General features: G+C 59.7%; 15 protein-coding genes, 1 other RNA gene and 1 pseudogene. 10 read left to right on the plus strand and 7 right to left on the minus strand.

Translation table 11 applies throughout. The features are described 5' to 3' along the window. Positions 1-63: 63 nt before the first annotated feature. Positions 64-2,394: an NAD-dependent DNA ligase LigA gene (ligA, locus tag ACIQUF_RS24570; RefSeq protein ID WP_403136263.1), complete on the plus strand. Its 2,331-nt coding sequence runs from the start codon at positions 64-66 to the stop codon at positions 2,392-2,394. Between the two features lie 187 nt (positions 2,395-2,581). Next, an RNA gene (gene ffs, locus ACIQUF_RS24575) (signal recognition particle sRNA small type) lies at positions 2,582-2,678 on the plus strand. A 144-nt stretch (positions 2,679-2,822) separates the two neighbouring features. On the opposite strand, the gene ACIQUF_RS24580 is transcribed toward ffs, so the two are convergent. Further along, positions 2,823-3,053 (minus strand): hypothetical protein, encoded by a 231-nt coding sequence (locus tag ACIQUF_RS24580; protein WP_403136265.1) that lies wholly within the window; start codon positions 3,051-3,053, stop codon positions 2,823-2,825. 546 nt (positions 3,054-3,599) lie between these two features. Here ACIQUF_RS24580 and ACIQUF_RS24585 point away from each other — a divergent pair. Then, positions 3,600-4,682, plus strand: a complete 1,083-nt coding sequence (locus tag ACIQUF_RS24585; RefSeq protein ID WP_403136267.1) for a type I restriction endonuclease — start codon at positions 3,600-3,602, stop codon at positions 4,680-4,682. Positions 4,683-4,898: 216 nt separating this feature from the next. Here ACIQUF_RS24585 and ACIQUF_RS24590 read toward each other — a convergent pair whose 3' ends face one another. Beyond that, complete coding sequence (locus ACIQUF_RS24590; protein ID WP_403136269.1) at positions 4,899-5,765, minus strand: DUF2806 domain-containing protein; 867 nt, start codon at positions 5,763-5,765, stop codon at positions 4,899-4,901. A 1,131-nt stretch (positions 5,766-6,896) separates the two neighbouring features. On the opposite strand from ACIQUF_RS24590, the gene ACIQUF_RS24595 reads away from it, so the two are divergent. Beyond that, positions 6,897-7,175: a hypothetical protein gene (locus tag ACIQUF_RS24595; RefSeq protein WP_403136271.1), complete on the plus strand. Its 279-nt coding sequence runs from the start codon at positions 6,897-6,899 to the stop codon at positions 7,173-7,175. A 351-nt stretch (positions 7,176-7,526) separates the two neighbouring features. Here the strand turns inward: ACIQUF_RS24595 and ACIQUF_RS24600 are convergent, their stop codons facing one another. After that, a complete protein-coding gene (locus ACIQUF_RS24600) occupies positions 7,527-8,294 on the minus strand; it encodes a substrate-binding periplasmic protein (protein WP_403136272.1) in 768 nt (255 codons plus the stop codon). Between the two features lie 125 nt (positions 8,295-8,419). Here ACIQUF_RS24600 and dnaX point away from each other — a divergent pair, with 125 nt between their 5' ends. Then, positions 8,420-10,426 (plus strand): DNA polymerase III subunit gamma/tau, encoded by a 2,007-nt coding sequence (gene dnaX / locus ACIQUF_RS24605; protein WP_403136273.1) that lies wholly within the window; start codon positions 8,420-8,422, stop codon positions 10,424-10,426. A gap of 64 nt (positions 10,427-10,490) precedes the next feature. Continuing rightward, positions 10,491-10,826 (plus strand): YbaB/EbfC family nucleoid-associated protein, encoded by a 336-nt coding sequence (locus ACIQUF_RS24610; protein ID WP_008093501.1) that lies wholly within the window; start codon positions 10,491-10,493, stop codon positions 10,824-10,826. Between the two features lie 79 nt (positions 10,827-10,905). Here ACIQUF_RS24610 and proC read toward each other — a convergent pair whose 3' ends face one another. Further along, the gene (gene proC, locus ACIQUF_RS24615; RefSeq protein ID WP_403136275.1) at positions 10,906-11,700 is read right to left on the minus strand and encodes a pyrroline-5-carboxylate reductase; all 795 of its coding nucleotides are present in this window, start codon (positions 11,698-11,700) and stop codon (positions 10,906-10,908) included. A gap of 349 nt (positions 11,701-12,049) precedes the next feature. On the opposite strand from proC, the gene ACIQUF_RS24620 reads away from it, so the two are divergent. Together ACIQUF_RS24620 and recR are read left to right on the plus strand one after the other, a co-directional pair. After that, positions 12,050-13,363 carry an MFS transporter gene (locus ACIQUF_RS24620; RefSeq protein WP_403136277.1) on the plus strand — a complete coding sequence of 438 codons (1,314 nt, stop codon included), beginning with the start codon at positions 12,050-12,052 and terminating at the stop codon, positions 13,361-13,363. Between the two features lie 56 nt (positions 13,364-13,419). After that, entirely contained in the window at positions 13,420-14,022 is a 603-nt protein-coding gene (recR, locus tag ACIQUF_RS24625) for a recombination mediator RecR (protein WP_403136279.1), read from the plus strand. 32 nt (positions 14,023-14,054) lie between these two features. On the opposite strand, the gene ACIQUF_RS24630 is transcribed toward recR, so the two are convergent. The 3 genes from ACIQUF_RS24630 to hemN form a co-directional block, all read right to left on the minus strand. Next, the gene (locus ACIQUF_RS24630; protein WP_403136280.1) at positions 14,055-14,603 is read right to left on the minus strand and encodes an adenine phosphoribosyltransferase; all 549 of its coding nucleotides are present in this window, start codon (positions 14,601-14,603) and stop codon (positions 14,055-14,057) included. A 56-nt stretch (positions 14,604-14,659) separates the two neighbouring features. Next, the gene (gene fnrA / locus ACIQUF_RS24635) at positions 14,660-15,394 is read right to left on the minus strand and encodes a Crp/Fnr family transcriptional regulator FnrA (protein ID WP_054884113.1); all 735 of its coding nucleotides are present in this window, start codon (positions 15,392-15,394) and stop codon (positions 14,660-14,662) included. A gap of 184 nt (positions 15,395-15,578) precedes the next feature. Further along, positions 15,579-16,961 (minus strand): oxygen-independent coproporphyrinogen III oxidase, encoded by a 1,383-nt coding sequence (gene hemN / locus ACIQUF_RS24640; RefSeq protein WP_403136282.1) that lies wholly within the window; start codon positions 16,959-16,961, stop codon positions 15,579-15,581. 448 nt (positions 16,962-17,409) lie between these two features. On the opposite strand from hemN, the gene ACIQUF_RS24645 reads away from it, so the two are divergent. Continuing rightward, the gene (locus tag ACIQUF_RS24645) at positions 17,410-20,073 is read left to right on the plus strand and encodes a type VI secretion system Vgr family protein (protein ID WP_403136284.1); all 2,664 of its coding nucleotides are present in this window, start codon (positions 17,410-17,412) and stop codon (positions 20,071-20,073) included. After that, positions 20,066-21,176, plus strand: a pseudogene (locus tag ACIQUF_RS24650) (hypothetical protein); the annotation flags it as partial. The gene ACIQUF_RS24645 and the pseudogene ACIQUF_RS24650, both read left to right, overlap by 8 nt.

The raw sequence follows: 21,176 nt of genomic DNA on the forward strand, positions 1-21,176 counted from the left end.
GCTTCGTTTCAAGCGCAAGAGCAGCCTAGGGCTGCTCTTTTGCTTTGCAAGAGAACCTGAAGAATGAACGCCGAATCCCGAATCCACGAACTGCGCGCCGAGCTTGATCAGCACAATTATCGTTACTACGTGCTCGACGAACCCAGCGTGCCAGACGCCGAGTACGACCGCCTGTTCAACGAGCTCAAGGCGCTCGAAGCCGAGCATCCGCATCTGGTAACGCCTGACTCGCCGACCCAGCGTGTCGGCGGCACCGCCCTGGCCGCGTTCAGCCAGGTGCGTCACGAAGTACCCATGCTCAGCCTGGGTAACGCCTTCGAGGAAGCCGACCTGCGCGAATTTGGCCGCCGTGTCGTGGATGGCCTGGACCAGCCGGGTGCCGTCGACTTCAGCTGCGAGCCCAAGCTCGATGGCTTGGCGGTAAGCCTGCTGTATCGTGATGGGCAATTGGTGCAGGGCGCCACCCGTGGCGATGGCACCACGGGCGAAGACATCAGCGCCAACGTGCGCACCGTGCGCAACATTCCGCTCAAGCTGCAGGGCGAAGGCTGGCCGGCGGTGCTCGAAGTGCGTGGCGAAGTGTTCATGAGCAAGGCCGGTTTCGACCGGCTCAACGCCTCTCAGGCCGAAGCCAGTGGCAAGACCTTCGCCAACCCACGTAATGCCGCAGCCGGCAGCTTGCGCCAGCTGGACTCGAAGATCACCGCCAGTCGCCCGTTGGAATTCTGCTGCTACGGGGTGGGGCAGGTATCGGCCAGCATCGGCGACAGCCACATCGGTATCCTCGAGCAGCTCAAGGAATGGGGCCTGCCGATCAGTCGTGAGCTTCGGCACGCTGCCGGCATTGAAGAGTGCCTGGCCTACTACCGCGACATTGGCGAGCGGCGCAACAGCCTGCCGTATGAGATCGATGGCGTGGTGTTCAAGGTCAACAGCCTGGCGTCCCAGCGTGAGTTGGGCTTCCGCGCTCGCGAGCCGCGCTGGGCCATCGCCCATAAGTTCCCGGCCATGGAAGAGCTCACCGAGGTGCTGGATGTCGAATTTCAGGTCGGTCGTACCGGTGCGGTAACACCTGTGGCGCGCCTGAAGCCGGTCAAAGTGGCCGGCGTGACCGTATCCAATGCCACGCTGCACAATATGGACGAAATCGCCCGCCTGGGCCTGCGTATTGGCGATACCGTGATCATCCGTCGTGCCGGTGACGTGATCCCGCAGGTCATGCAGGTGGTGCTCGAACGGCGCCCCGAAGATGCCCGCCCGGTACAGGTACCCACTGAGTGCCCGGTTTGTGGCTCGCAGGTCGAGCGCACCCAGCTGGTCAAGCGCAGCAAAGGCAAGGAAACCACCAGCGAAGGTGCGGTGTACCGCTGCGTCGGTCGCCTGGCCTGTGGCGCCCAGCTCAAGCAGGCGATTATTCACTATGTCTCGCGCCGCGCCATGGATATCGATGGCCTGGGCGAGAAGAGCGTCGAGCAGTTAGTGGACGAAGGCCTGATCGGATCGCCGGCCGACCTGTACAAGCTGGAATTCGACCAGATCGTCGGCCTGGAAGGCTTTGCCGAAGTTTCCAGCAAGAAGCTGCTAGATGCCATCGAGGCCAGCAAGCGCCCGAGCCTGGCGCGATTCATCTATGCCTTGGGCATCCCGGACGTGGGCGAGGAAACCGCCAAGGTCCTCGCCCGCTCGCTGGGCAGTCTGGCGCGGGTGCAGCAAGCATTGCCGCAGGTGCTGACCTATCTGCCGGACATCGGTCTGGAAGTGGCGTACGAAATTCACAACTTCTTCGAAGACGAGCACAACCAGAAGGTCATCGAGCAATTGTTGGCCAGTGGCATGCAGTTGCAGGACGAAGGTGAGCTGGCCGCCGAGTTCGCGGCGAGCACCACCCTGGCCGGGATGATCGCCAAGCTCGATATTCCCTCGGTGGGGCCAACGGGTGCGGAAAAGCTGGTGGCCAAGCTCGACAACCTGGACAAGATCATCGCCGCTGATGGTATCGACTTGCGCCAGGCCCTGGCGGCCAAGCAGGCTGACGCCGTGCGCGAGTTCTTCAAGGACGAGGCCAATCAGCAACTGGCGCGTGACATCGAAGCGCAGTTGCTGGCCTTCGGCATGCACTGGAACAGCGAGAAGAAAGTCGCGGAAGGTTTGCCGCTGGCTGGCCAGACCTGGGTGCTGACCGGCACGCTGGAGCGCATGAGCCGCGACATCGCCAAAGAGAAGCTGGAAAGCCTCGGAGCCAAGGTGGCTGGTTCGGTTTCCGGCAAGACGCATTGCGTTGTTGCCGGCCCTGGCGCCGGCTCCAAGCTGGCCAAGGCCAGTGAGCTGGGCGTGAAGGTGCTGGATGAAGATGCGTTCGTTGTGTTCCTGGGCGAGCAGGGCATCTCCGTCTAATCGCGCCCCGCGCCTCGGTGGGGTACCTGTAGGAGCGGCTTCAGCCGCGAAGAAGCCGCCCCTGTCACACCGCCCCAGGACAAGTCATTGAGAAATGATGACTTTTTCTGCCGCAGAGGTTGTAACTTCGCCCCAGACCGGTACAATGGCGCGGCTCGCTGCTTGGCGAGTCGCGTAGTGGTGGCCCCATCGGTCCCCCCGCATTGATTACCCGTTAACCTGGTCAGGCCCGGAAGGGAGCAGCCATAGCGGGAACATCGAGTGCCGGGGTGTGGCTGGTGGGGCCGCCTCCATTACGCAAGTCCTTGAATTCTCAAGGGTTTCTCTCTCAAAAATCTCGAAGTGGACCAGTGCCGTAGTACACCTGAGTGGTGCACCGTGCTGAGCATTCTAGCGAGCGTCTCAAAGCCTTTCTACGCCCTCATCGCTTACTCGTCGTCCTCTTCTCCGTCTTCGCTGTCCTCGTATGCGACTTGAGCGTTCTCCTCCACGTAATCCTCACACCCTTGATTGAATGATGAGGAGGGCGTTGTGCAGCTGGAGGTATCGTCTACGTCATTCTCTTCTGCCCATTGATACCCTGCGTCGTAGCCTTCTCCGGCGTGTGCGGGAGCTAATGGGAGGGCGGCGATCAGTAGGGCAATTCTGATCAGCTTCATCGGGTCTTTCCTTTGTGGGTGAAGGCATTGTATGGTTGATATCATATTGACACCTCAAGGAGATCGAAGTGAAACGTTTAAGTATGAGTGCCGCGTTGATTATGGCGCTTTTTGTCACGACGGCCCACGCCGATAACTATGTGAACGGCTACACGAAGAGCAACGGAACCTACGTAGCGCCACACTTTCGATCCTCGCAGGACGGCAGCTACAACAACAACTGGTCGGTAAAGGGGAATACAAATCCGTACACTGGGCAGGCGGGAACAAAGCAGCCTCAGTATGGGGGTAGTCAATCTTTTGGCTCGTCTTTCGGTTCATCTCGATCTAACGTCAAAAGCACCTCCACGTATCGTGCCCCTCGTTACTGATCTCAAGCGCCTGATCACATTCACTTGCGTGGATGTGTTCGGGGTTGCGTGGATGTGTTCGAGGTAATGCTGCGGCGCGAGGGGCGAGCCGAATTGGCTCCATAGCCACTTGTGATTTGTATGTGGCAGCTATTCTGATGCGACCAGGGTGTAATATCTGAGCAAGGAGCGAGACATGGAATTCGTAGAGCGACTGAACGCGTTATCAGCCAAAATCCGCCAGCAGGGGCCAGCTATCCAAACGGAAGAGGCGACCAAAATCGCCTTCGTTATGCCCTTTATCAACTCTGTCCTAGGGTATGATGTCTTCGACCCCTCGGAGGTAACGCCAGAATACGTCTGCGATGTGGGGACCAAAAAGGGCGAGAAGATTGACTACGCCATTATGAAGAATGGCGAAATCCAGATCCTGATCGAGTGTAAAAAGATCGGGGAGCCGCTGCATATTAATCACGCCAGCCAGCTCTTCAGATATTTCCATGTCACCACCGCCCGTATCTCGATCCTAACCAATGGCCAGGTCTACCGGTTCTTCACCGACCTTGATGCCCCTAACAAGATGGATGAGAAACCGTTCTTGGAGCTGGACCTTCTCGATCTGGACGAGCACGCCCTTCCTGAGCTTCAGAAACTGACCAAGTCTGCGTTCGATGTGGACTCGATCATCAGTGCGGCTGGAGAGTTAAAATACGTTGGCCAGATCAAGAAAGAGATGGCTTCGCAATTCAGTCAGCCTAGCGACGAGTTTGTGAAATTCTTCGCTGCTCGGGTCTACGAGGGGATCATTACCCAGAAGGTGAGAGAGCAGTTCACCACGTTGACTAGGAAGGCGGCGATCCAGTTCCTAGGGGATCAGATTAACGACAGGCTGAAGTCGGCTATGAGTGGGGCAGTCGAACCATCTTACGCGATGATGGCTATTCAAGATAAGTCAGAGGCCGAGCCTTCTAATGATGATGCTGACGATCGAGTCCAGACTACTCTTGAAGAATTGGAAGGCTTCCATATCGTAAAGGCAATCGTGCGAGCAGTTGTTGATGCGAAGCGTATCGCTCAGCGAGACACTCAAAGTTATTTCGGTATTTTGCTCGATGACAATAATCGTAAGCCGATCTGCCGTTTGCACTTCAATCGCAGTCAGAAGTATATCGGGATTTTTGATGCTGAGAAGAGCGAGGTCCGCCATCCAATTGCATCTGTAGATGATATTTACACATTCGCTGAGCAGCTGAAAGGTACTATCTCGCTTTACGAGTAGGATTTCGGTTAGGGTTGGCACCGGTCATCTATGTGATGCTGAGCGGTGCCTTTATAATAATAGTAATCGAAGGGGGTTGTTTCAATAGTATAGCTATGATTTTAAGGGGCGGCTTGCAAGCGCTCAGCGTGAGTGCGCTCTATCAAGAATTTCAATGAGCGCTTATATTTTTATTAGGTATCCTGCAGTCAAATATTGCGCCAGTTAGTTCTCTGGTTACTCGGCCTCTCTAGTGGATAGTTTGGAAACGGTGATGCCTTCTTTTGACCAAGTTTCGATCATGTATTGAAGGTGGTCAGGATCTGGTTCTGGGCGGCATAGCGAAAAAAGTTCCTTGCCAACGGTTGTCAATAGGGCTGCGCCAATTGAAATTTTTGTGACGTCTTTTTTTAATCCCAATCGTAGCTTTTGATCATAATAACTAACATCGATATGACTTGTTGAGCACTTATTTATGTATCCTGAAGCGGGTTCAAATGAGATCAGGCCTATTGAATCTAGGTGTTTTAAATTAATGAAGTTTATTTTTTTCTTGTTGTAAGCTTCGTGGCTGAGGTCTTTGATGATAACTGCCGGCTCCCCGATCTTCCATACGAAGGTGCAAAGATTGCTAAATAACTCCGCTTCGCTCTTGTTCATGGTGGATATGAAGTCGACGGTCCGCTTTGAATAAGTGCCGGGCTTGGTCGCTTCGCTCGAAAGTAATCGTGCCCATAATGATTGCATCTGTTTATCAGATACGGTGTCACAATGTTTGAAGAAGTGAGTGATCCAGTCTTCTTCTATTTCGGATACTTCAGCGTTATCGGGGAGAGCTTCTGCCGCCTGAGTAGCTATGCTTTCGATGTTTTCTTGCTTGCGAGCTTCTTGCGCCACAAATCGTTCAATAGCACGGTTTTCAATATCGCTAAGCTCGAATCGCGCCAGCGCCCTAATCCTATCTGCCTCGGCTTCTGCACGCGCCATGCGCTTCACTCGATGCGGCTCAAAGACAATTCCCACCGCTGAACTGATCTTCTCTATGAGAACTGTAGCGGGCTTTGATATGTCGCCGAAATTGATCAGTGAATTACCGTCCGTCATGTGTTCATTCTCCTACAAATGTCCGTGAAGGAAGTAGTGGTCTGGATTCTAAAATATTTCGGGGGCATGTGGCCCCCCAACCAGCAGCCGTGCTTACTGAGCATCGAGCGCGACAGCAGGCATATCACCCATCAGCTCGAATAGATCCGCAACTGCGCGTTCAACGTCATCGGTACTGCCATGTCGCCATGTGTCACCGCGTTGGCCTTCTTCTTTATAGAGCTTAGACAAGGTGGCCAGTGTAGGGCCTTCACCCGTTGGCTTCTTCGTGGCTGCTGGAGCCGTCCGTGAAGCAGTCGGGACGGATGGTTGAGGTGTCGCTTCACGCCACTGCTCACACAGCGTACGTAGCGTTTCTGTGGCTGTTAATGGGTGCTCGCTCAAGTGGCTACGCACCTGTTGGGCAAGTGAGGTTGCGAGCGATAGGTTACCTGACGCTCACGCGCTCGCAGGGATACACGAAGGGTGTGACGTATGGGAAATAGGTGCTTTGGCAGTCGGAGGTTGAGGTAATAAACGTGCTGGCGGCGGACGATGCAGGTCATGAGTGAACAGCAGAGTGGACCAGTTGAGTGGAACAATTCTGGTCACTCCCCTAGTTCTGTGCCCCATACTAGATGTCTGCACGGCAGGGTGGTCAATTACATCATCAGCCTGAAACCCTTGCCCCATAACGCTCGCATTTATTCCCGAGCATGCTTGCATGCCACCTGGTCAGGCCCGGAAGGGAGCAGCCATAGCGGGAACATCGAGTGCCGGGGTGTGGCTGGTGGGGCCGCCTCCTTTTCTGAGGTCGGAAAATCTATCTGCCTCTTGCCAGTCGGCCTACTCAATTCTAGGAATTCTCCTACGCCAAAATGAAGGGCAGGTGAATTATCCTACGCAACCTGTCGACACCCGTCTGATTGTTCCTGGAAACCTCGCTCTATAGGCTTTTGCGGTCGCTGTCGGTTCAGCGATCGGGTGTGGAAGCCTGGGAGGTACACAGGGCAGTTGTCAGTTATGGCGGCTGTTCACGGGAGGTATTCGTACCTGCCGGGTTTCCCGTGTGCCTGGTCTTCCACCCCGTGTACAGCTGCCACCCTTATGCGTGGAAGTAGGAGGGCGCAGCTCTGCCAACACGGAGTTGTCATGAAAAAGATTGTTCCAGATCCACCCCACACTTTCGAACTCCCTCCAGGTAAATCCCTCTCCCGCGCCATCAGCGAAGGCATCGTGCCGATGGAAATCGTGTTGATGAATGTTACGCACTATTTGATGTTTGCCTACAGCGACAGTTGGCGGGCGCTGGAGCGGATTGAGGATGAGGAGGCGCGGCAGCAGCTGGAGCATGGGTTGCGCGCCATGCAGATCGCCTGGGGGCAGGCGGATGCGGTGGCGATGGCGGTTGAGCGGGGGGCTGCGGGTTAGATTGCGTTAGGGCTGACAGGTGCTTGCCTTGAGGGGTTTTTTGTTCTTGAGATCGAGCGCCGCCCGCGCGGCGCATCGCGGATGAATCCGCTCCTACATTTGTTGCAACGTACCTATGCCTGTAAAGCCATGGTTGTTCGCCTTGGTGCCTGGCTGAAGGTCTGTGGGGCGGCGGCAGCGGCAGCCAAATAATCGCGTCGGGCCGACAAGGCTGGCAACTATGGCCTAACAGGCCATGGCACGTTGCAACAAATGTAGGAGCGGATTCATCCGCGATGCGCCGCGCGGGCGGCGCTCGATCTGATGAACGACATCACTATCAAGGCGAGCACCTCCAGGGTCCACATCCATTCAAGGCCGAACCCCCAAAACCTCCCCCGAATAAACCGCCGCCCCATACCGCCGCGTAATCCGCTCGATCTCCCCCGATTCCTTCATCCTCACCAGCGCCCGCAACACCCCCTGTGTCGGCAGCGCCGGATCATTCCTCACCATGCACCCCAACGCCTGCTCTTCCAGCACCGCCAGCCCCTGCAAGCGCTGCTCGGCCGGCAATCGCCGGTTGAACCATTGCAGTGACAGCTCATTGCTCACCGCATGCCGATAACGCCCGATCTGCAGCTTCTGCAATGCCAACTCCTGGCTACGGCTGTCCTCGCGGTGCAACTGCCCCTTTGCGAACAGTGGCTCCAGCGTGGTGTAGGTGTACCCCAGCACGGTACCAATCGCCTGATGCGACAATTGCTCCGGCCCGATGGCATTACTGTCACCCGCGCGCCCAACCAGCACATCGCGCTGCTGAAACAGCGGTATGCTCCAGACAAAATTCCCCGGCCGATCATTGAACCATTGCGTGCTCACATAGCAGCGCACATCGATATCGCCCTCGTCCATCGCCTGTTGCAGGCGTAGGCGGGCCATGACGTGGTACTCGGGGCGGGCGCCAGCTTCGCGGGCGATGGCCTGCATCAGGTCGAACAGCAGCCCTTCGACCGGCTGCTCACCTTCGACGCGCACCAAGGGCATGCTCCAGCTCTCGGCAACGGAGAAACGCAGCACGGGCTGTTCCGCCAGGCCGTGGGCACTCCACAGCAGCAACAAGGCCAGCAATCTTCGCAAGGCACATCCTCCCTGAACAACGTGCGCCAGTTACTTAGCGTAGACGAACCATGCAGGGTGCAATTTCGGCCCCGCTCCGCTAGCATTAGCGATCTTCCGCTGGATCAGGCTGCGATGGTTTTTCGATGAGTTATCAGGTTCTTGCACGTAAATGGCGTCCGCGCTCGTTCCGCGAAATGGTCGGCCAGACCCATGTGCTCAAGGCCTTGATCAATGCCTTGGACAACCAGCGGCTGCACCATGCCTACCTGTTCACCGGTACCCGTGGCGTGGGCAAGACCACCATTGCGCGCATCATCGCCAAATGCCTGAACTGCGAAACCGGCATCACCTCCACGCCGTGTGGCACCTGCTCGGTGTGCCGGGAAATCGATGAAGGCCGCTTCGTCGACCTGATCGAGATCGACGCCGCCAGCCGCACCAAGGTCGAAGATACCCGCGAACTGCTCGACAACGTGCAGTACGCGCCGAGCCGTGGGCGCTTCAAGGTCTACCTGATCGACGAAGTGCACATGCTCTCCACCCACTCGTTCAACGCCTTGCTCAAGACGCTGGAAGAGCCGCCGCCCTACGTCAAGTTCATCCTCGCCACCACCGACCCGCAGAAACTGCCAGCCACCATCCTGTCGCGCTGCCTGCAGTTTTCGCTGAAGAACATGAGCCCGGAGCGGGTGGTCGAGCACCTCAGCCACGTGCTGGCGGCCGAGAACGTGCCGTTCGAGCCGGATGCTCTGTGGTTGTTGGGCCGCGCTGCCGATGGTTCGATGCGAGACGCCATGAGCCTGACCGACCAGGCCATCGCCTTCGGCGAAGGCAAAGTGTTGGCCGCCGATGTGCGGGCGATGCTCGGCAGTCTCGATCACGGCCAGGTCTATGGCGTGCTGCAGGCGCTGCTGGAGGGGGATGCGCGGGCGCTGCTGGAAGCAGTGCGCAATCTCGCCGAGCAGGGGCCGGACTGGAGTGGCGTGCTGGCCGAAATGCTCAATGTGCTGCACCGCGTGGCCATCGCCCAGGCATTGCCGGAGGCGGTGGACAATGGCCAGGGTGATCGCGAGCGGGTGTTGGCGCTGGCGTCGGCATTGCCGGCCGAGGATGTGCAGTTCTATTACCAGATGGGTCTTATTGGTCGTCGCGATCTGCCCCTGGCGCCGGACCCGCGCGGTGGCTTCGAAATGGTCCTGTTGCGCATGCTGGCATTCCGCCCGGCCGACAGCGACGATGCGCCGAAGCCGGTACTAAAGCCGGTGGGGATCAGCCAGGCCACAGCTGATCCTGCAACCCCGGTGGCAGCGCCGGCGGTGGCTGTCGAAGCGCCAACCGTTGTTGCCGTGGCGCCCGCAGTCGTGGTCGAGGCTGTGCCTGCGCCGCAGGAGATCGTTGAGCCTGAGCCGGCACCCGTAGAGGAGGTCATCGACCTGCCCTGGGAGGAGCCTGCTGCCCCCGCGCCTGTGGCTGTAGAGCCTGAACCACAACCGCAACCTGAACCCGCGCCTGCAGCCGTCGAACCGCAAAATGCCGCACCGACCTACGGCGAGCCGCCATTCGATCCATCTGCCTACGCCTCAGCGGGCATGGAGCGTGATGACGAGCCGCCAATGGATGATGACTACTACGGTGGCGACAGCGACCCAGCCAGCTTCAGCTATCTGGACGAGTTGGTCGAGCATGTTCAGGAAGACGCCCCCGTCGCCCCCCCTGAGCCGCTGCCCGCAGCCAAGCCCGCCACGGGCCTGGCTCTGCAATGGCTAGAATTATTCCCACTGTTGCCTGTGTCCGGGATGACAGGCAACATCGCCGCAAACTGTACGCTGATCGCTGCAGACGGTGACGATTGGCTGCTGCACCTGGACCCGGGCCAAGGTGCGCTGTTCAACGCCACCCAGCAGCGTCGTTTGAACGAAGCGCTCAACCAGCACCTGGGGCGCACCCTGAACCTGCGCATCGAGCTGATACTGCCCGAGCAGGAAACCCCGGCCCAGGCGGCGTCGCGCAAGCGCGCCGAGCGCCAGCAGGACGCCGTAACGTCGATCGAGCAGGATCCGTTGATCCAGCAGATGATCAAGCAGTTCGGCGCCACCGTGCGGCAGGATACTATTGAGCCTGTACAAGCCCTGGTCAGCCAGGGCCAGTAATCGATAACCATGCGGCCGGCCCTGTGCCGGGCCGCATCACACGACCCAATCGAGGTATACCCCCATGATGAAAGGTGGCATGGCCGGCCTGATGAAGCAGGCCCAGCAGATGCAGGAAAAAATGGCCAAGATGCAGGAAGAGCTGGCCAACGCCGAAGTGACGGGCCAATCCGGTGGTGGCCTGGTCAGCGTGGTGATGACTGGCCGTCATGACGTCAAGCGCGTCAGCATCGATCAAAGCCTGATGTCGACCGACGAAGACGACAAGGAAGTGCTGGAAGACCTGATCGCTGCCGCGCTGAACGACGCCGTGCGCAAGGTCGAGCAGAGCAGCCAGGAAAAAATGGGCGGCATGACTGCGGGCATGCAGCTGCCACCGGGCTTCAAGATGCCGTTCTGAGCCATTGCGCTCCGACAAGCCGCCGCTGGGTTCCAGGGCGGCTTTTTTATTGGTCAATTGATGATGGGCGTGGCGGCAATCAAGCGCCTTCTGACAATTCCACCGATCGCCGGTGTGCAGCGCAAGTTGCTGCCATTACCAGTTCACGAAGTTGCTTCTGTGTTTCGAAGACTTCGATAGCCGCCGCCGTCGTGCCATTAGGAGAAGTAACGGCCATCCGCAGTTCGGTGAAATCGGCATGCGCCTGATGTTGTAATGTGGCTGCGCCAAATGCAGTTTGCGCTGCCAGATTGCGCGCCAGTTCCGGTGGCAAGCCCAACTTTATCCCGGCTTCGGCAAGTGCCTCGCTGAACAGGTGGTAATACGCCGGCCCGCTGCCGCTAATGGCTGTGACGGCATCCAGCTGTTCTTCTTCGTTCACCCAATAAGCCGCGCCGACCGCCTCGAAGAGTTGGCCAATGATGAACCTGCGCGCATTGTCCAGATGCTCGTTCGCATACAGCCCGGTGCAACCCGCTCCGACCAGCACTGGAGTATTAGGCATGGCCCGCACCACTGGGCAGCGTCCGCCGAGCGCGCGGCTCAAGAAGCCCTGCGTGACGCCCGCCGCCACTGAAACCACCACAGCCCGCTCGCAGTGGCGATCACTCAGCCCGGCCAGCGCCTCGCTGGCATAACCCGGCTTCACGGCCAGCACAATCACGTCGAAAGCCTGGTCCGCAGGCACATCCTCCAGTCGGCCATACCGGCCTGCCGCTGCATCGGGCGCGATTCCCGGATCGACGATGCTCAGTTGCTCTACCTTCCCAGACGCAAGCCAGGCGTCGCCCAGTGCGCCACCCATGCGCCCATAACCAATAAAAAGCACGTTCATCGGATGCCCTCAGTGTTTGTTGTTGTGATGTTTTTTTAGATTAAGGGCATTGCCGCTTAGGGTGCAACCAGGTGCAACTTTGAATGAATGAACAATAAAGATCAGCTCTAGTGACTCCATGGTCATGTTGCACCATTTTGGTGAGTGCAGGTGTTTATCCTGTTTTAGCGAATCAAAATAGTGCGTCTGCACAATTTCTCTGATTGATTTGATGATTAATCGTTTAACTTGGGTTGCACCTTATTTCAAGGTTTGAATAAGATCTACTGGCAACGGTGCAACCCGGTTGCTCTTTTGCGCCAATTCACGCAGTGCTCGCCGACATAACATCAAAAAAACGGAGACTCGAATGACGCCATCCCGTGCAACCCCCTCTGCAACCCAGGGGCGGGGCCGAGCCTTGGTCGCCAGCCTTACTGGCAGCTCCATCGAATGGTTCGACTATTTCCTCTACGGCACCGCTGCCGCCCTGGTATTCAACAAGCTGTTCTTCCCCACCTTCGACCCGGTAGTCGGCCTGTTGCTGGCGTATCTGTCGTTTTCCCTGACGTTCTTCGTGCGGCCCATCGGCGGTGTGCTGTTCGCCCACATCGGTGACCGTATCGGGCGCAAGAAGACCCTGGTCATCACCCTGTCGCTGATGGGGGGCGCAACGGTGCTGATCGGCTGTTTGCCCACCTATGAGCACATCGGCGTATGGGCACCGATCCTGCTGATCAGCTTGCGTGTCATCCAGGGGCTGGGCATTGGTGGCGAGTGGGGCGGCGCCTTGTTGCTGGCCTACGAGTACGCGCCGGCCAAGCGCAAGGGCCTGTTCGGCAGTGTGCCGCAGGTGGGGGTGACGGTAGGCATGCTGCTGGCGACCATGGCGGTGAGCCTGATGGCCATGCTGCCGGAAGAGCAATTCATGAGCTGGGGCTGGCGTGTGCCGTTCGTGCTCAGTGCGGGCCTGGTGTTCCTCGGCCTGTGGATTCGCCATGGATTGGATGAAACGCCAGACTTCAAGAAAGCCAAGGAAACCGGCAACGTGGCCAAGATGCCGCTGGTCGAGACCCTGCGCGACCACTGGCGCGAAGTGTTGATCGCTGCCGGCTTGAAAGTGGTGGAGACGGCCCCGTTCTACATCTTCTCCACCTTCGTGGTCAGCTACGCGGTAACGACCCTGGGCTACAGCAAGGTCACCACCCTCAATGCGGTGATGATCGGCGCGGCGGTCGCCTCGCTGATGATTCCGTTGATGGGTTGGCTGTCGGACAAGGTCGGGCGCAAGGCGGTGTACATCGCCGGCATCCTCTTGATTGCGGCATTCATCGTGCCGTACTTCATGCTGCTCGACACCCGTACCACCTGGGGCCTGATGCTGGCCACGGTGATCGCATTCGGTGTGCTGTGGGCGCCGGTCACCGCCGTGCTGGGCACCATGAGCTCGGAGATTTTCTCCACCCGTGTGCGCTATACCGGCATTACACTGGGTTACCAGTTGGGCGCCGCGTTGGCTGGCGGTACCGCGCCGCTGATCGCCACCTTCCTGCTCAGCCGCTACAACGGCAGCTGGCAGCCGGTCGCGTTGTACCTGCTGGGTACCGTGGCAATCTCACTGGTGGCGGTGCTGGCCGTACGTTCAGGCAAGGGTGACACTCCCGGCAAGCCAGCGTTGAATTGACGGCACAGGCACTGGTGGGTATAAACCGCCCCTTATTGATTTATCAGGCCATGACCATGAGCTTCAGCCCCCTCATCCGCCAACTGATCGACGCCCTGCGCACCCTGCCGGGTGTCGGTCAGAAAACCGCCCAGCGCATGGCGCTGCAGCTGCTGGAGCGTGACCGCAGCGGCGGCCTGCGTTTGGCGCAGGCGCTGACCCAGGCCATGGAAGGGGTTGGCCATTGCCGCCAGTGCCGTACCCTGACCGAGCAGGAACTGTGCCCGCAGTGCGCCGACACGCGCCGTGACGACAGCCAGCTGTGCGTGGTGGAAGGTCCGATGGATGTGTATGCGGTGGAGCAGACCGGTTATCGTGGTCGCTACTTCGTGCTCAAGGGGCATTTATCGCCGCTTGATGGCCTGGGGCCAGAGGCGATTGGCGTGCCGCAGCTGATGGCGCGGATCGAGGAGCAGGGCAGCTTTACCGAGGTGATCCTGGCGACCAACCCGACCGTGGAAGGTGAGGCGACGGCGCATTACATCGCCCAGTTGCTGGCCGAGAAAGGTTTGGTGGCTTCGCGGATTGCCCACGGCGTGCCGCTGGGCGGGGAGCTGGAGCTGGTTGATGGCGGGACGCTGGCGCATGCTTTTGCGGGGCGCAGGCCGATTTCGCTATAAATTGGGGCTGCAAAGCAGCCCCAGAATGCAACTCAGTATTCGCTCAGCGAAAACTCGGTCAGGCAGAAGGTCGGCACACCCACTTCCTGCAGTCGGCGCGAGCCGTTCAGTTCAGGCAGGTCAATGATCGCCGCCGCCTCGAATACCTGCGCACCGGTACGACGCACCAGGTTGGCCGCAGCCAGCAAGGTACCGCCAGTGGCAATCAGGTCGTCGAAGATCAACACCGAATCGCCTTCACACAGGCTGTCGGCATGCACTTCCAGGAAAGCTTCGCCGTACTCGGTCTGGTAGCCCTCCGACAATACATCGGCCGGCAATTTGCCTTGCTTGCGGAACAGGATCAGCGGTTTGTTCAGCTGGTGGGCGATGATCGAGCCAATCAGAAAGCCCCGCGCGTCCATGGCGCCGATGTGGCTGAACTCAGCCTCCACATAGCGTTCGATGAACTGGTCAGCGACATAGCGCAGCCCGCGCGGCGACTGGAACAGCGGGGTGATGTCGCGAAAGATCACACCCGGTTTGGGGAAGTCCACTACCGGGCGGATCAGGGCTTTGAGGTCGAAGGCTTCGCTGTGCATGGGTGCAGATATCCTGGAAAAACGAATGCGCCAGTATACCTGTTTCAGCCAGCCTTTCAGGCCTCCATTGCACCACCGGCCAGCGCGCACAGCTGGATCGGGTCGAGGATGTGCACTTCCTTGCCTTCGGCGCGGATCAGGCCGTTCTGCTGGAAGCGGGTGAACACCCGCGACACGGTTTCCACCGCCAGGCCCAGGTAGTTGCCGATTTCGTTGCGCGACATGCTCAGGCGGAATTGGTTGGCCGAGTAGCCACGGGCACGGAAGCGCGCGGACAGGTTGACCAGAAAGGTGGCGATGCGCTCGTCGGCGGTTTTCTTCGACAGCAGCAACATCATCTGCTGATCGTCACGGATTTCCCGGCTCATCACCCGCATCAGCTGGCGGCGCAGCTGCGGCAGTTGCACCGACAGTTCGTCGAGGCGCTCGAAGGGGATTTCGCAGACCGAGGTGGTCTCCTGGGCCTGGGCCGAAACCGGGTAGGCTTCGGTGTCCATGCCGGACAATCCGACCAGCTCGCTGGGCAGGTGGAAGCCGGTGATCTGTTCTTCGCCGCTGTCGCTCAGGCTGAACGTCTTGAGGGCGCCGGAACGTACCGCGTAGACCGAGCCGAAATTGTCACCCTGGCGGAACAGGAACTCGCCTTTTTTCAGCGGTCGTCCCCGTTTGACGATTTCATCCAGTGCATCCATGTCTTCCAGGTTGAGCGAAAGAGGCAGGCACAGGGGGGCCAGGCTGCAGTCCTTGCAATGGGCCTGGTTGTGGGCGCGCAGTTTGACTGGCTCGGACATTTTGGATCGATCCTTGTGGGAAAGCACACATAAGTCGTAAGGGTAACCTACGGCATAGGGTGTAGGCCAGCGCGCTATTGTGGTGCGCCCTGGCCTGACCCCAACTGCGTGATGCCGGGGTACGTTCGTCCCAATAGTGTGCCTGGCCAGCAAACTTGTCCATGCGGTCAAACGACTCGCCCCACTAGATTACGCGCGAGAAGCGTTGGCGGTTGTGCATCGCCAGATAGGCATCGAACACCATGCATACCGAGCGCGCCAGTAGACGCCCGGCAGGCAGGATGCGGATACCTTTGTCGTCGAGGCGGATCAGGCCGTCGCGTTGCATGGCCAGCAGTTCGGGCCACAGGTCGTTGAAATATCCACGAAAATCGATCGTGAAAGCCTCTTCGATCGGCTCGAAGTCAAGCTCGAAGTGGCAGATCAGCTGCTGGATCACGGCTCGGCGCAGGCGATCATCGTGATTGCACACCAGGCCCCGTTGGGTCGCCAACTGGGCGGTGGACAGCGTGTCCTGGTAGGTGTTGAGGTCGCTGCTGTTCTGGCAGTACAGGTCACCGATCTGGCTGATCGCCGAAACCCCGAGGCCAATCAGGTCGCAGTGGCCGTGGGTGGTGTAGCCCTGGAAGTTGCGTTGCAGGGTGCCTTCCTCCTGGGCCACGGCCAGCTCGTCGTCGGGCAGGGCGAAATGGTCCATGCCGATGTAGCGGTAGCCGGCGGCGGTGAGTTGTTCGATGGTGGCGTGGAGCATTTCCAGCTTGGCTGCCGGGGCCGGCAAGTCGTTGCTGTCGATGCGCCGTTGCGGCATGAAGCGTTCCGGCAGGTGGGCGTAGTTGAACACCGACAGGCGGTCGGGCTGCAGGCGAATCACTTCCTCGACGGTACGCGCGAAACCATCCGGGGTCTGCTTGGGCAGGCCATAGATCAGGTCCAGGTTGACCGAGCGGAACTGCAGGGTGCGTGCTGCCTCGATCAGGGTGCGGGTTTGTTCCAAGCTTTGGAGGCGGTTGACTGCGCGCTGCACGGCCGGGTCCAGGTCCTGCACGCCAAGGCTGACGCGGTTGAAGCCTAGTTCGCGCAAAAGGCCCATGGTCGACCAATCGGCCTCGCGTGGGTCGAGCTCGATGCCGTAGTCACCGGAATCGTCATCCAGCAAGTTGAAGTGCTGGCGCAAGGTGGCCATCAACTGGCGCAGTTCCACATGGCTGAGGAAGGTCGGCGTACCGCCGCCGAAATGCAGCTGTTCAACACGCTGTTTAGGGTCCAGATGGCAGGCGATCAGCTGGATCTCCTGCTCAAGACGCTGCAGGTAAGGTGCGGCCCGGCCGCGGTCCTTGGTGATGACCTTGTTGCAGGCGCAGTAGTAGCAGATGTTCGCGCAGAACGGCACGTGCACGTACAACGACAGCGGGCGCACGGCCCGGCGGCTTTCGCGCAGGGCGTGTAGCAGGTCGAACGAGCCCACTTCGCTATGCAGTTGCACGGCGGTCGGGTAGGAGGTATAGCGCGGGCCGGCCAGATCGTAGCGGCGGATCAGGTCGGCATCCCAGCGTAGATCTTCGAGCATGTGGGCGGTCCCCGGAATGAGCAGCAATGGTCCGGAGTCTAGGGCTGTCTGTAGGAAACTGTGTTGATTTGTATCAAGGTGCAGGGCAGGGCGCCTGTGAGCCGATTGAGGGTGTCTTTTACGGGTTTTGAAGTGTTTGCATCGGTGTTTTTTATTATGCGGGAAGTTTTCCTACAGTAATTTCTGTTTTTCTACGATCTCCACTTTTTTCGCAAGTGATGGGTTATCGTTAGTGCGATTTATGTGTCGCTGTTTGCGTATTTATTTCATAACTCTATGTTTGTAAAAGAATTTATTAAGAGCTGAAATTTCCTACAACTATATAGGAAGTCATCACGGCGACTTGGAACGGATTCCTCGCTAGTGTCTTGCCTGCACTTAACCCGCGCATTTTACAACATGCCCGGCCCCCTGAACCTGCCCGAAGGAATGAACAGCAGGAGTTCGCATGAGCAACTTGAACGATGTGCGCTTTACCTTCAGTACGCCGGCCGATGAGGCCATTGCATTCGATGTGGTGTCATTCGAACTGACCGAAGCGGTCAGCGAGTTGTATCGCCTGGAAGTCGAACTGGTCAGTGCATCGGCCGACGCCAACTTTGCCACCCTGCTCGACCAGCCTGCCGTGCTGACCATTTGGCAGCAGGAACAACCGGTCCGGCATGTGCATGGCCTGATCAGCAGCTTCGAACAAGGCAAGACCGGCCACCGCCGCACCCGCTACCGCGCCGTCATCGAACCCCAACTGGCCCGCGCGGGCCTGCAGTCGGACTGGCGAATCTTCCAGCACCGTCCCGTTCCCCAGCTGCTGGAAGCGCTGTTCGAAGAGCGCCAGTGGGGGGCGCTGACCCAGTACCTGGGCGATGCGCACCAGAACCGTGAGTTCTGCGTCCAGGCCGGCGACCTGGACCTGGACTTCTTCTGGCGCCTGTCCGCCGAAGAAGGCCTGGTCTCGATCTTCGAACACGGCGAAGGCAGCCACGGCGTTATCCAGGTCGACCAGATCAGCCAGTTCGGCAGCCTGGAAGGCGAACCGGTGTTGTACCTCGCCAACGGCGGTGGCAGTGAGCAGCAACCCTGCCTGCACCACTTCGCCTACCGCGAGCAGGTACGAACCAGCCTCCAGGTTCAGCGCGATTACACCTTCACCCACCCGCGCTACAACCTGGAACACACCACCTATCCCCAGAACATGGGCAGCCAGGGCAACGATTACCAGCGCTACGACTACCCAGGCCGTTACAAACACGACAACGTCGGCAAGCCCTTCACCCAGGCCCGCCTCGATGCCTTGTTTGGCGATGCCCGCATGGCCGAGGTCGAAGGCGACGACGCACGCCTGCAACCTGGCATCGCTTTCCAGCTGACCGGCCATGCCCGCGAGGACATGAACATCCTCTGGCGCCCTCTGCAGATCAAGCACAAAGGCCGTCAGTTCACCGCGCTGGAAGAGGATGCCGCCGAGGCCCAGCAGGGCACCTCTTACACGCTCACCGCCACCCTGATTCCCGCAGAGGTCGAATGGCACGCCCCCGCCCGCCCGAAACCGGTGGTCGAAGGCCCGCAGATGGCCAAGGTGGTCGGGCCACCCGGCGAGGAAATCTACTGCGACGAGCACGGCCGCGTGCGCGTGCAGTTCCCCTGGGACCGCCTCGGCCAGGACGATGAAAAAAGCTCGTGCTGGGTCCGCGTAACCCAAGCCTGGGCCGGCGCCACCTGGGGGCACATGGCCATCCCGCGCATCGGCCAGGAAGTCGTGGTGAGCTTTCTCAATGGCGACCCCGACCAGCCGATGATCACCGGGCGCAGCTACCACGTGGTCAACCGCCCCCCGTACCGCTTGCCCGATTTCAAGGCACTGAGCCCGATCCGCAGCAAGGAGCACCACGGCCAGCGCCACAACGAGCTGCGCCTTGACGACACCAGCGGGCAGATCAGCGCGGCGCTGATGAGCGACCACGACCACTGCGCCCTGCACCTCGGCTATCTCACCCATCCGCGCCACCTTGGCGGCAAGCCGCGCGGGCAAGGTTTCGAGTTGCGCACCGATAGCCATGGCGTCATCCGAGCCGGCGGTGGCTTGCTGCTGACCACCGAACTGCGCGCCCGCGCAAGCGAACACCACACCGATCTCGCGGAAACCGCCGAGCGCCTGAAAACTGCCCAGGAATACCACACCACCTTTGCCAGCGAAGCCCGCGATCATCTGGCCCAGGAAGGCGGTGATCAGGATGAAGTCGGCGACGCACTCAAGGCGCAGCACGACGCCATACGCGGCGGCGCCGGTAACCCAGAAGCCAACCGCTTCCCCGAACTGGCCGACCCTCAACTGGTAATCGCCAGTCCCACCGGCATCGCCAGCACCACACCCGAATCCACCCATATTGCCAGCGGCGAACACTTGGGCCTGAGCACGGGCGGCCACACCAGCATGGCGATCGGCAAACGGCTGCTGATCAGTGCCAGCCGTGGCGTGCGGCAGTTCGTTCAGAGCATGGGATGGCGACTGGTCGCGGCGTCCGGCGACATCGACCTGAAAGCGCTGAAGGACAACATCAATCTACTGGCCAAGCTCAAGATCGCGGTGACGGCCGAGCGGATCGTCCTCAGTGCCAAGGAAGAACTGGTCATTCAAGCCGGTGGAAGCAGCACGACCTACAACGCCAGCGGAATTCTCCACGCCACTGCTGGCCAATACACCGGGCATGCGACGGACTTCATCTATGAAAGCGCGAAGAGCCAGTCGGCCGCGTTCCCCGAAGAAATCCAAGGAGGACAGGGCAATCTGGACCTGTTCAGAAATTACGCCAACAACCACCCCTTGAAAGGCGCTGCTTATCGAGTAGTCGATGCACGGGGCCAGGTGTTCAACGGCGTACTGGACGACCAGGGTTTCTCCACGGTGAAAGCCGTAAGCCCTGGCCCCACAGCTGTCGATTTCGAAAAAGATCCTGCCGATCCCTGGGAGGCCGGTAGCTATTTCGACAACCTGATGAAAGATTTCTCGGCACCGGCAGCCATTGCCGGCCTGCCTGCAGCCCTCCAGCGAGTTGAGGATGCCGCCATTGACTTGGCTCAGCCCAACAGCAAAGCAGGGCTGATCCATGAATGAAGCCCAACTAAAAGAAATCAAAGAACGCGAAGTCGCCCTCGTCCCGTTGAACAAGCTGGTTGCCGAAGACATCGGCAGCGGCGAGGCGGTCATCAACGACTGGCTGCTGGAACTCAGCAGCGGCAATATCGACTTGGCCACCGTGAAAGCCTGGGCCGGCGCGGTGCCCGTGGTCGGCAACGTCGTTGCGCTGTTCGATGCCCTGGGCGACATCATCCACTTGAGCGAAAGCCGCTCCAGCGACCCGCTGGACTGGGTCAGCCTGGGCATCAACCTGATCGGCGTGGTCCCCGTCCCGCCCACCATGGCCGCCGCACGGATGACCTTGCGCCCGGTGCTGTTCCTGGCCCGCCAGCAATTGAAACGGCACAAAGGCGACCTCGCCGAGGCTGTGATCAGCGTCATGGCCGGCCACGTCAGCGCCACGCTGATGGGCGAGATCGAAACCTTCGTGGCGCGGGCCGAAGCCGAATTGCCAGGCATCCTGAACAATGCCGCCACCACCGGCTTCCAGACCTTGAATAGCTTGGCCGATGCCATCGAGCGCATCGCCAAAGGCGACATTGACACCAGCGCGCAGCGCAAGGCGATCCACGACAGCGCCAGGGCGATCTATGCGCCCATCCAGGAGCCCTCTCTGTGGGACTTGCTGAACCGGGCGGGGGCGATCATCGGCGCGGCCGGCGGTGCCATGCAGTACGGGGCCACCGAAGGATACAAATTTGCCGCCAGCCACAGTGGCGGCTGGCTGCTCAAGCTCGTGCAGCCGCACACCGAGCTGCTCAAAGCGCTGGCCAGGCTGATACGGCAAATGCTGACCGCACTGGCCAACCCGGCCACGCAGAACAGCATCGCCTGGCTGCTCGCCCAGCTCAACGCCGGCTTGCGAAAACGCAAGCCCAGGCGCCGCGTATCGGCCAACACCCCGGCCCACGGCTCGGGCGTGGCCAGGCACCAGGGCGCCGAAAGCCGTCTGGAAGCTACCCGCCATGAAGCGCGCCCCAAAAACGACCCCCGCTGCGACCTGAACGGCGCCTGCCCTGGCACCCGTAAAAGCATCAGTTACGCGCGCGGCACCGAAACCCTCGCCCATGTCGATTTCA

The sequence above is a fragment of the Pseudomonas sp. NPDC090233 genome, from assembly GCF_044772285.1.
Classification (GTDB): domain Bacteria; phylum Pseudomonadota; class Gammaproteobacteria; order Pseudomonadales; family Pseudomonadaceae; genus Aquipseudomonas.

Coding starts and splice junctions, on each gene's coding strand:
- fnrA (WP_054884113.1), bottom strand. CDS start 15,394: ATGTCCGAGCCAGTCAAACTGCGCGCCCACAACCAGGCCCATTGCAAG.
- recR (WP_403136279.1), top strand. CDS start 13,420: ATGAGCTTCAGCCCCCTCATCCGCCAACTGATCGACGCCCTGCGCACC.
- ligA (WP_403136263.1), top strand. CDS start 64: ATGAACGCCGAATCCCGAATCCACGAACTGCGCGCCGAGCTTGATCAG.
- proC (WP_403136275.1), bottom strand. CDS start 11,700: ATGAACGTGCTTTTTATTGGTTATGGGCGCATGGGTGGCGCACTGGGC.
- dnaX (WP_403136273.1), top strand. CDS start 8,420: ATGAGTTATCAGGTTCTTGCACGTAAATGGCGTCCGCGCTCGTTCCGC.
- ACIQUF_RS24630 (WP_403136280.1), bottom strand. CDS start 14,603: ATGCACAGCGAAGCCTTCGACCTCAAAGCCCTGATCCGCCCGGTAGTG.
- ACIQUF_RS24590 (WP_403136269.1), bottom strand. CDS start 5,765: ATGACGGACGGTAATTCACTGATCAATTTCGGCGACATATCAAAGCCC.
- ACIQUF_RS24585 (WP_403136267.1), top strand. CDS start 3,600: ATGGAATTCGTAGAGCGACTGAACGCGTTATCAGCCAAAATCCGCCAG.
- ACIQUF_RS24610 (WP_008093501.1), top strand. CDS start 10,491: ATGATGAAAGGTGGCATGGCCGGCCTGATGAAGCAGGCCCAGCAGATG.
- hemN (WP_403136282.1), bottom strand. CDS start 16,961: ATGCTCGAAGATCTACGCTGGGATGCCGACCTGATCCGCCGCTACGAT.
- ACIQUF_RS24595 (WP_403136271.1), top strand. CDS start 6,897: ATGAAAAAGATTGTTCCAGATCCACCCCACACTTTCGAACTCCCTCCA.
- ACIQUF_RS24620 (WP_403136277.1), top strand. CDS start 12,050: ATGACGCCATCCCGTGCAACCCCCTCTGCAACCCAGGGGCGGGGCCGA.
- ACIQUF_RS24580 (WP_403136265.1), bottom strand. CDS start 3,053: ATGAAGCTGATCAGAATTGCCCTACTGATCGCCGCCCTCCCATTAGCT.
- ACIQUF_RS24645 (WP_403136284.1), top strand. CDS start 17,410: ATGAGCAACTTGAACGATGTGCGCTTTACCTTCAGTACGCCGGCCGAT.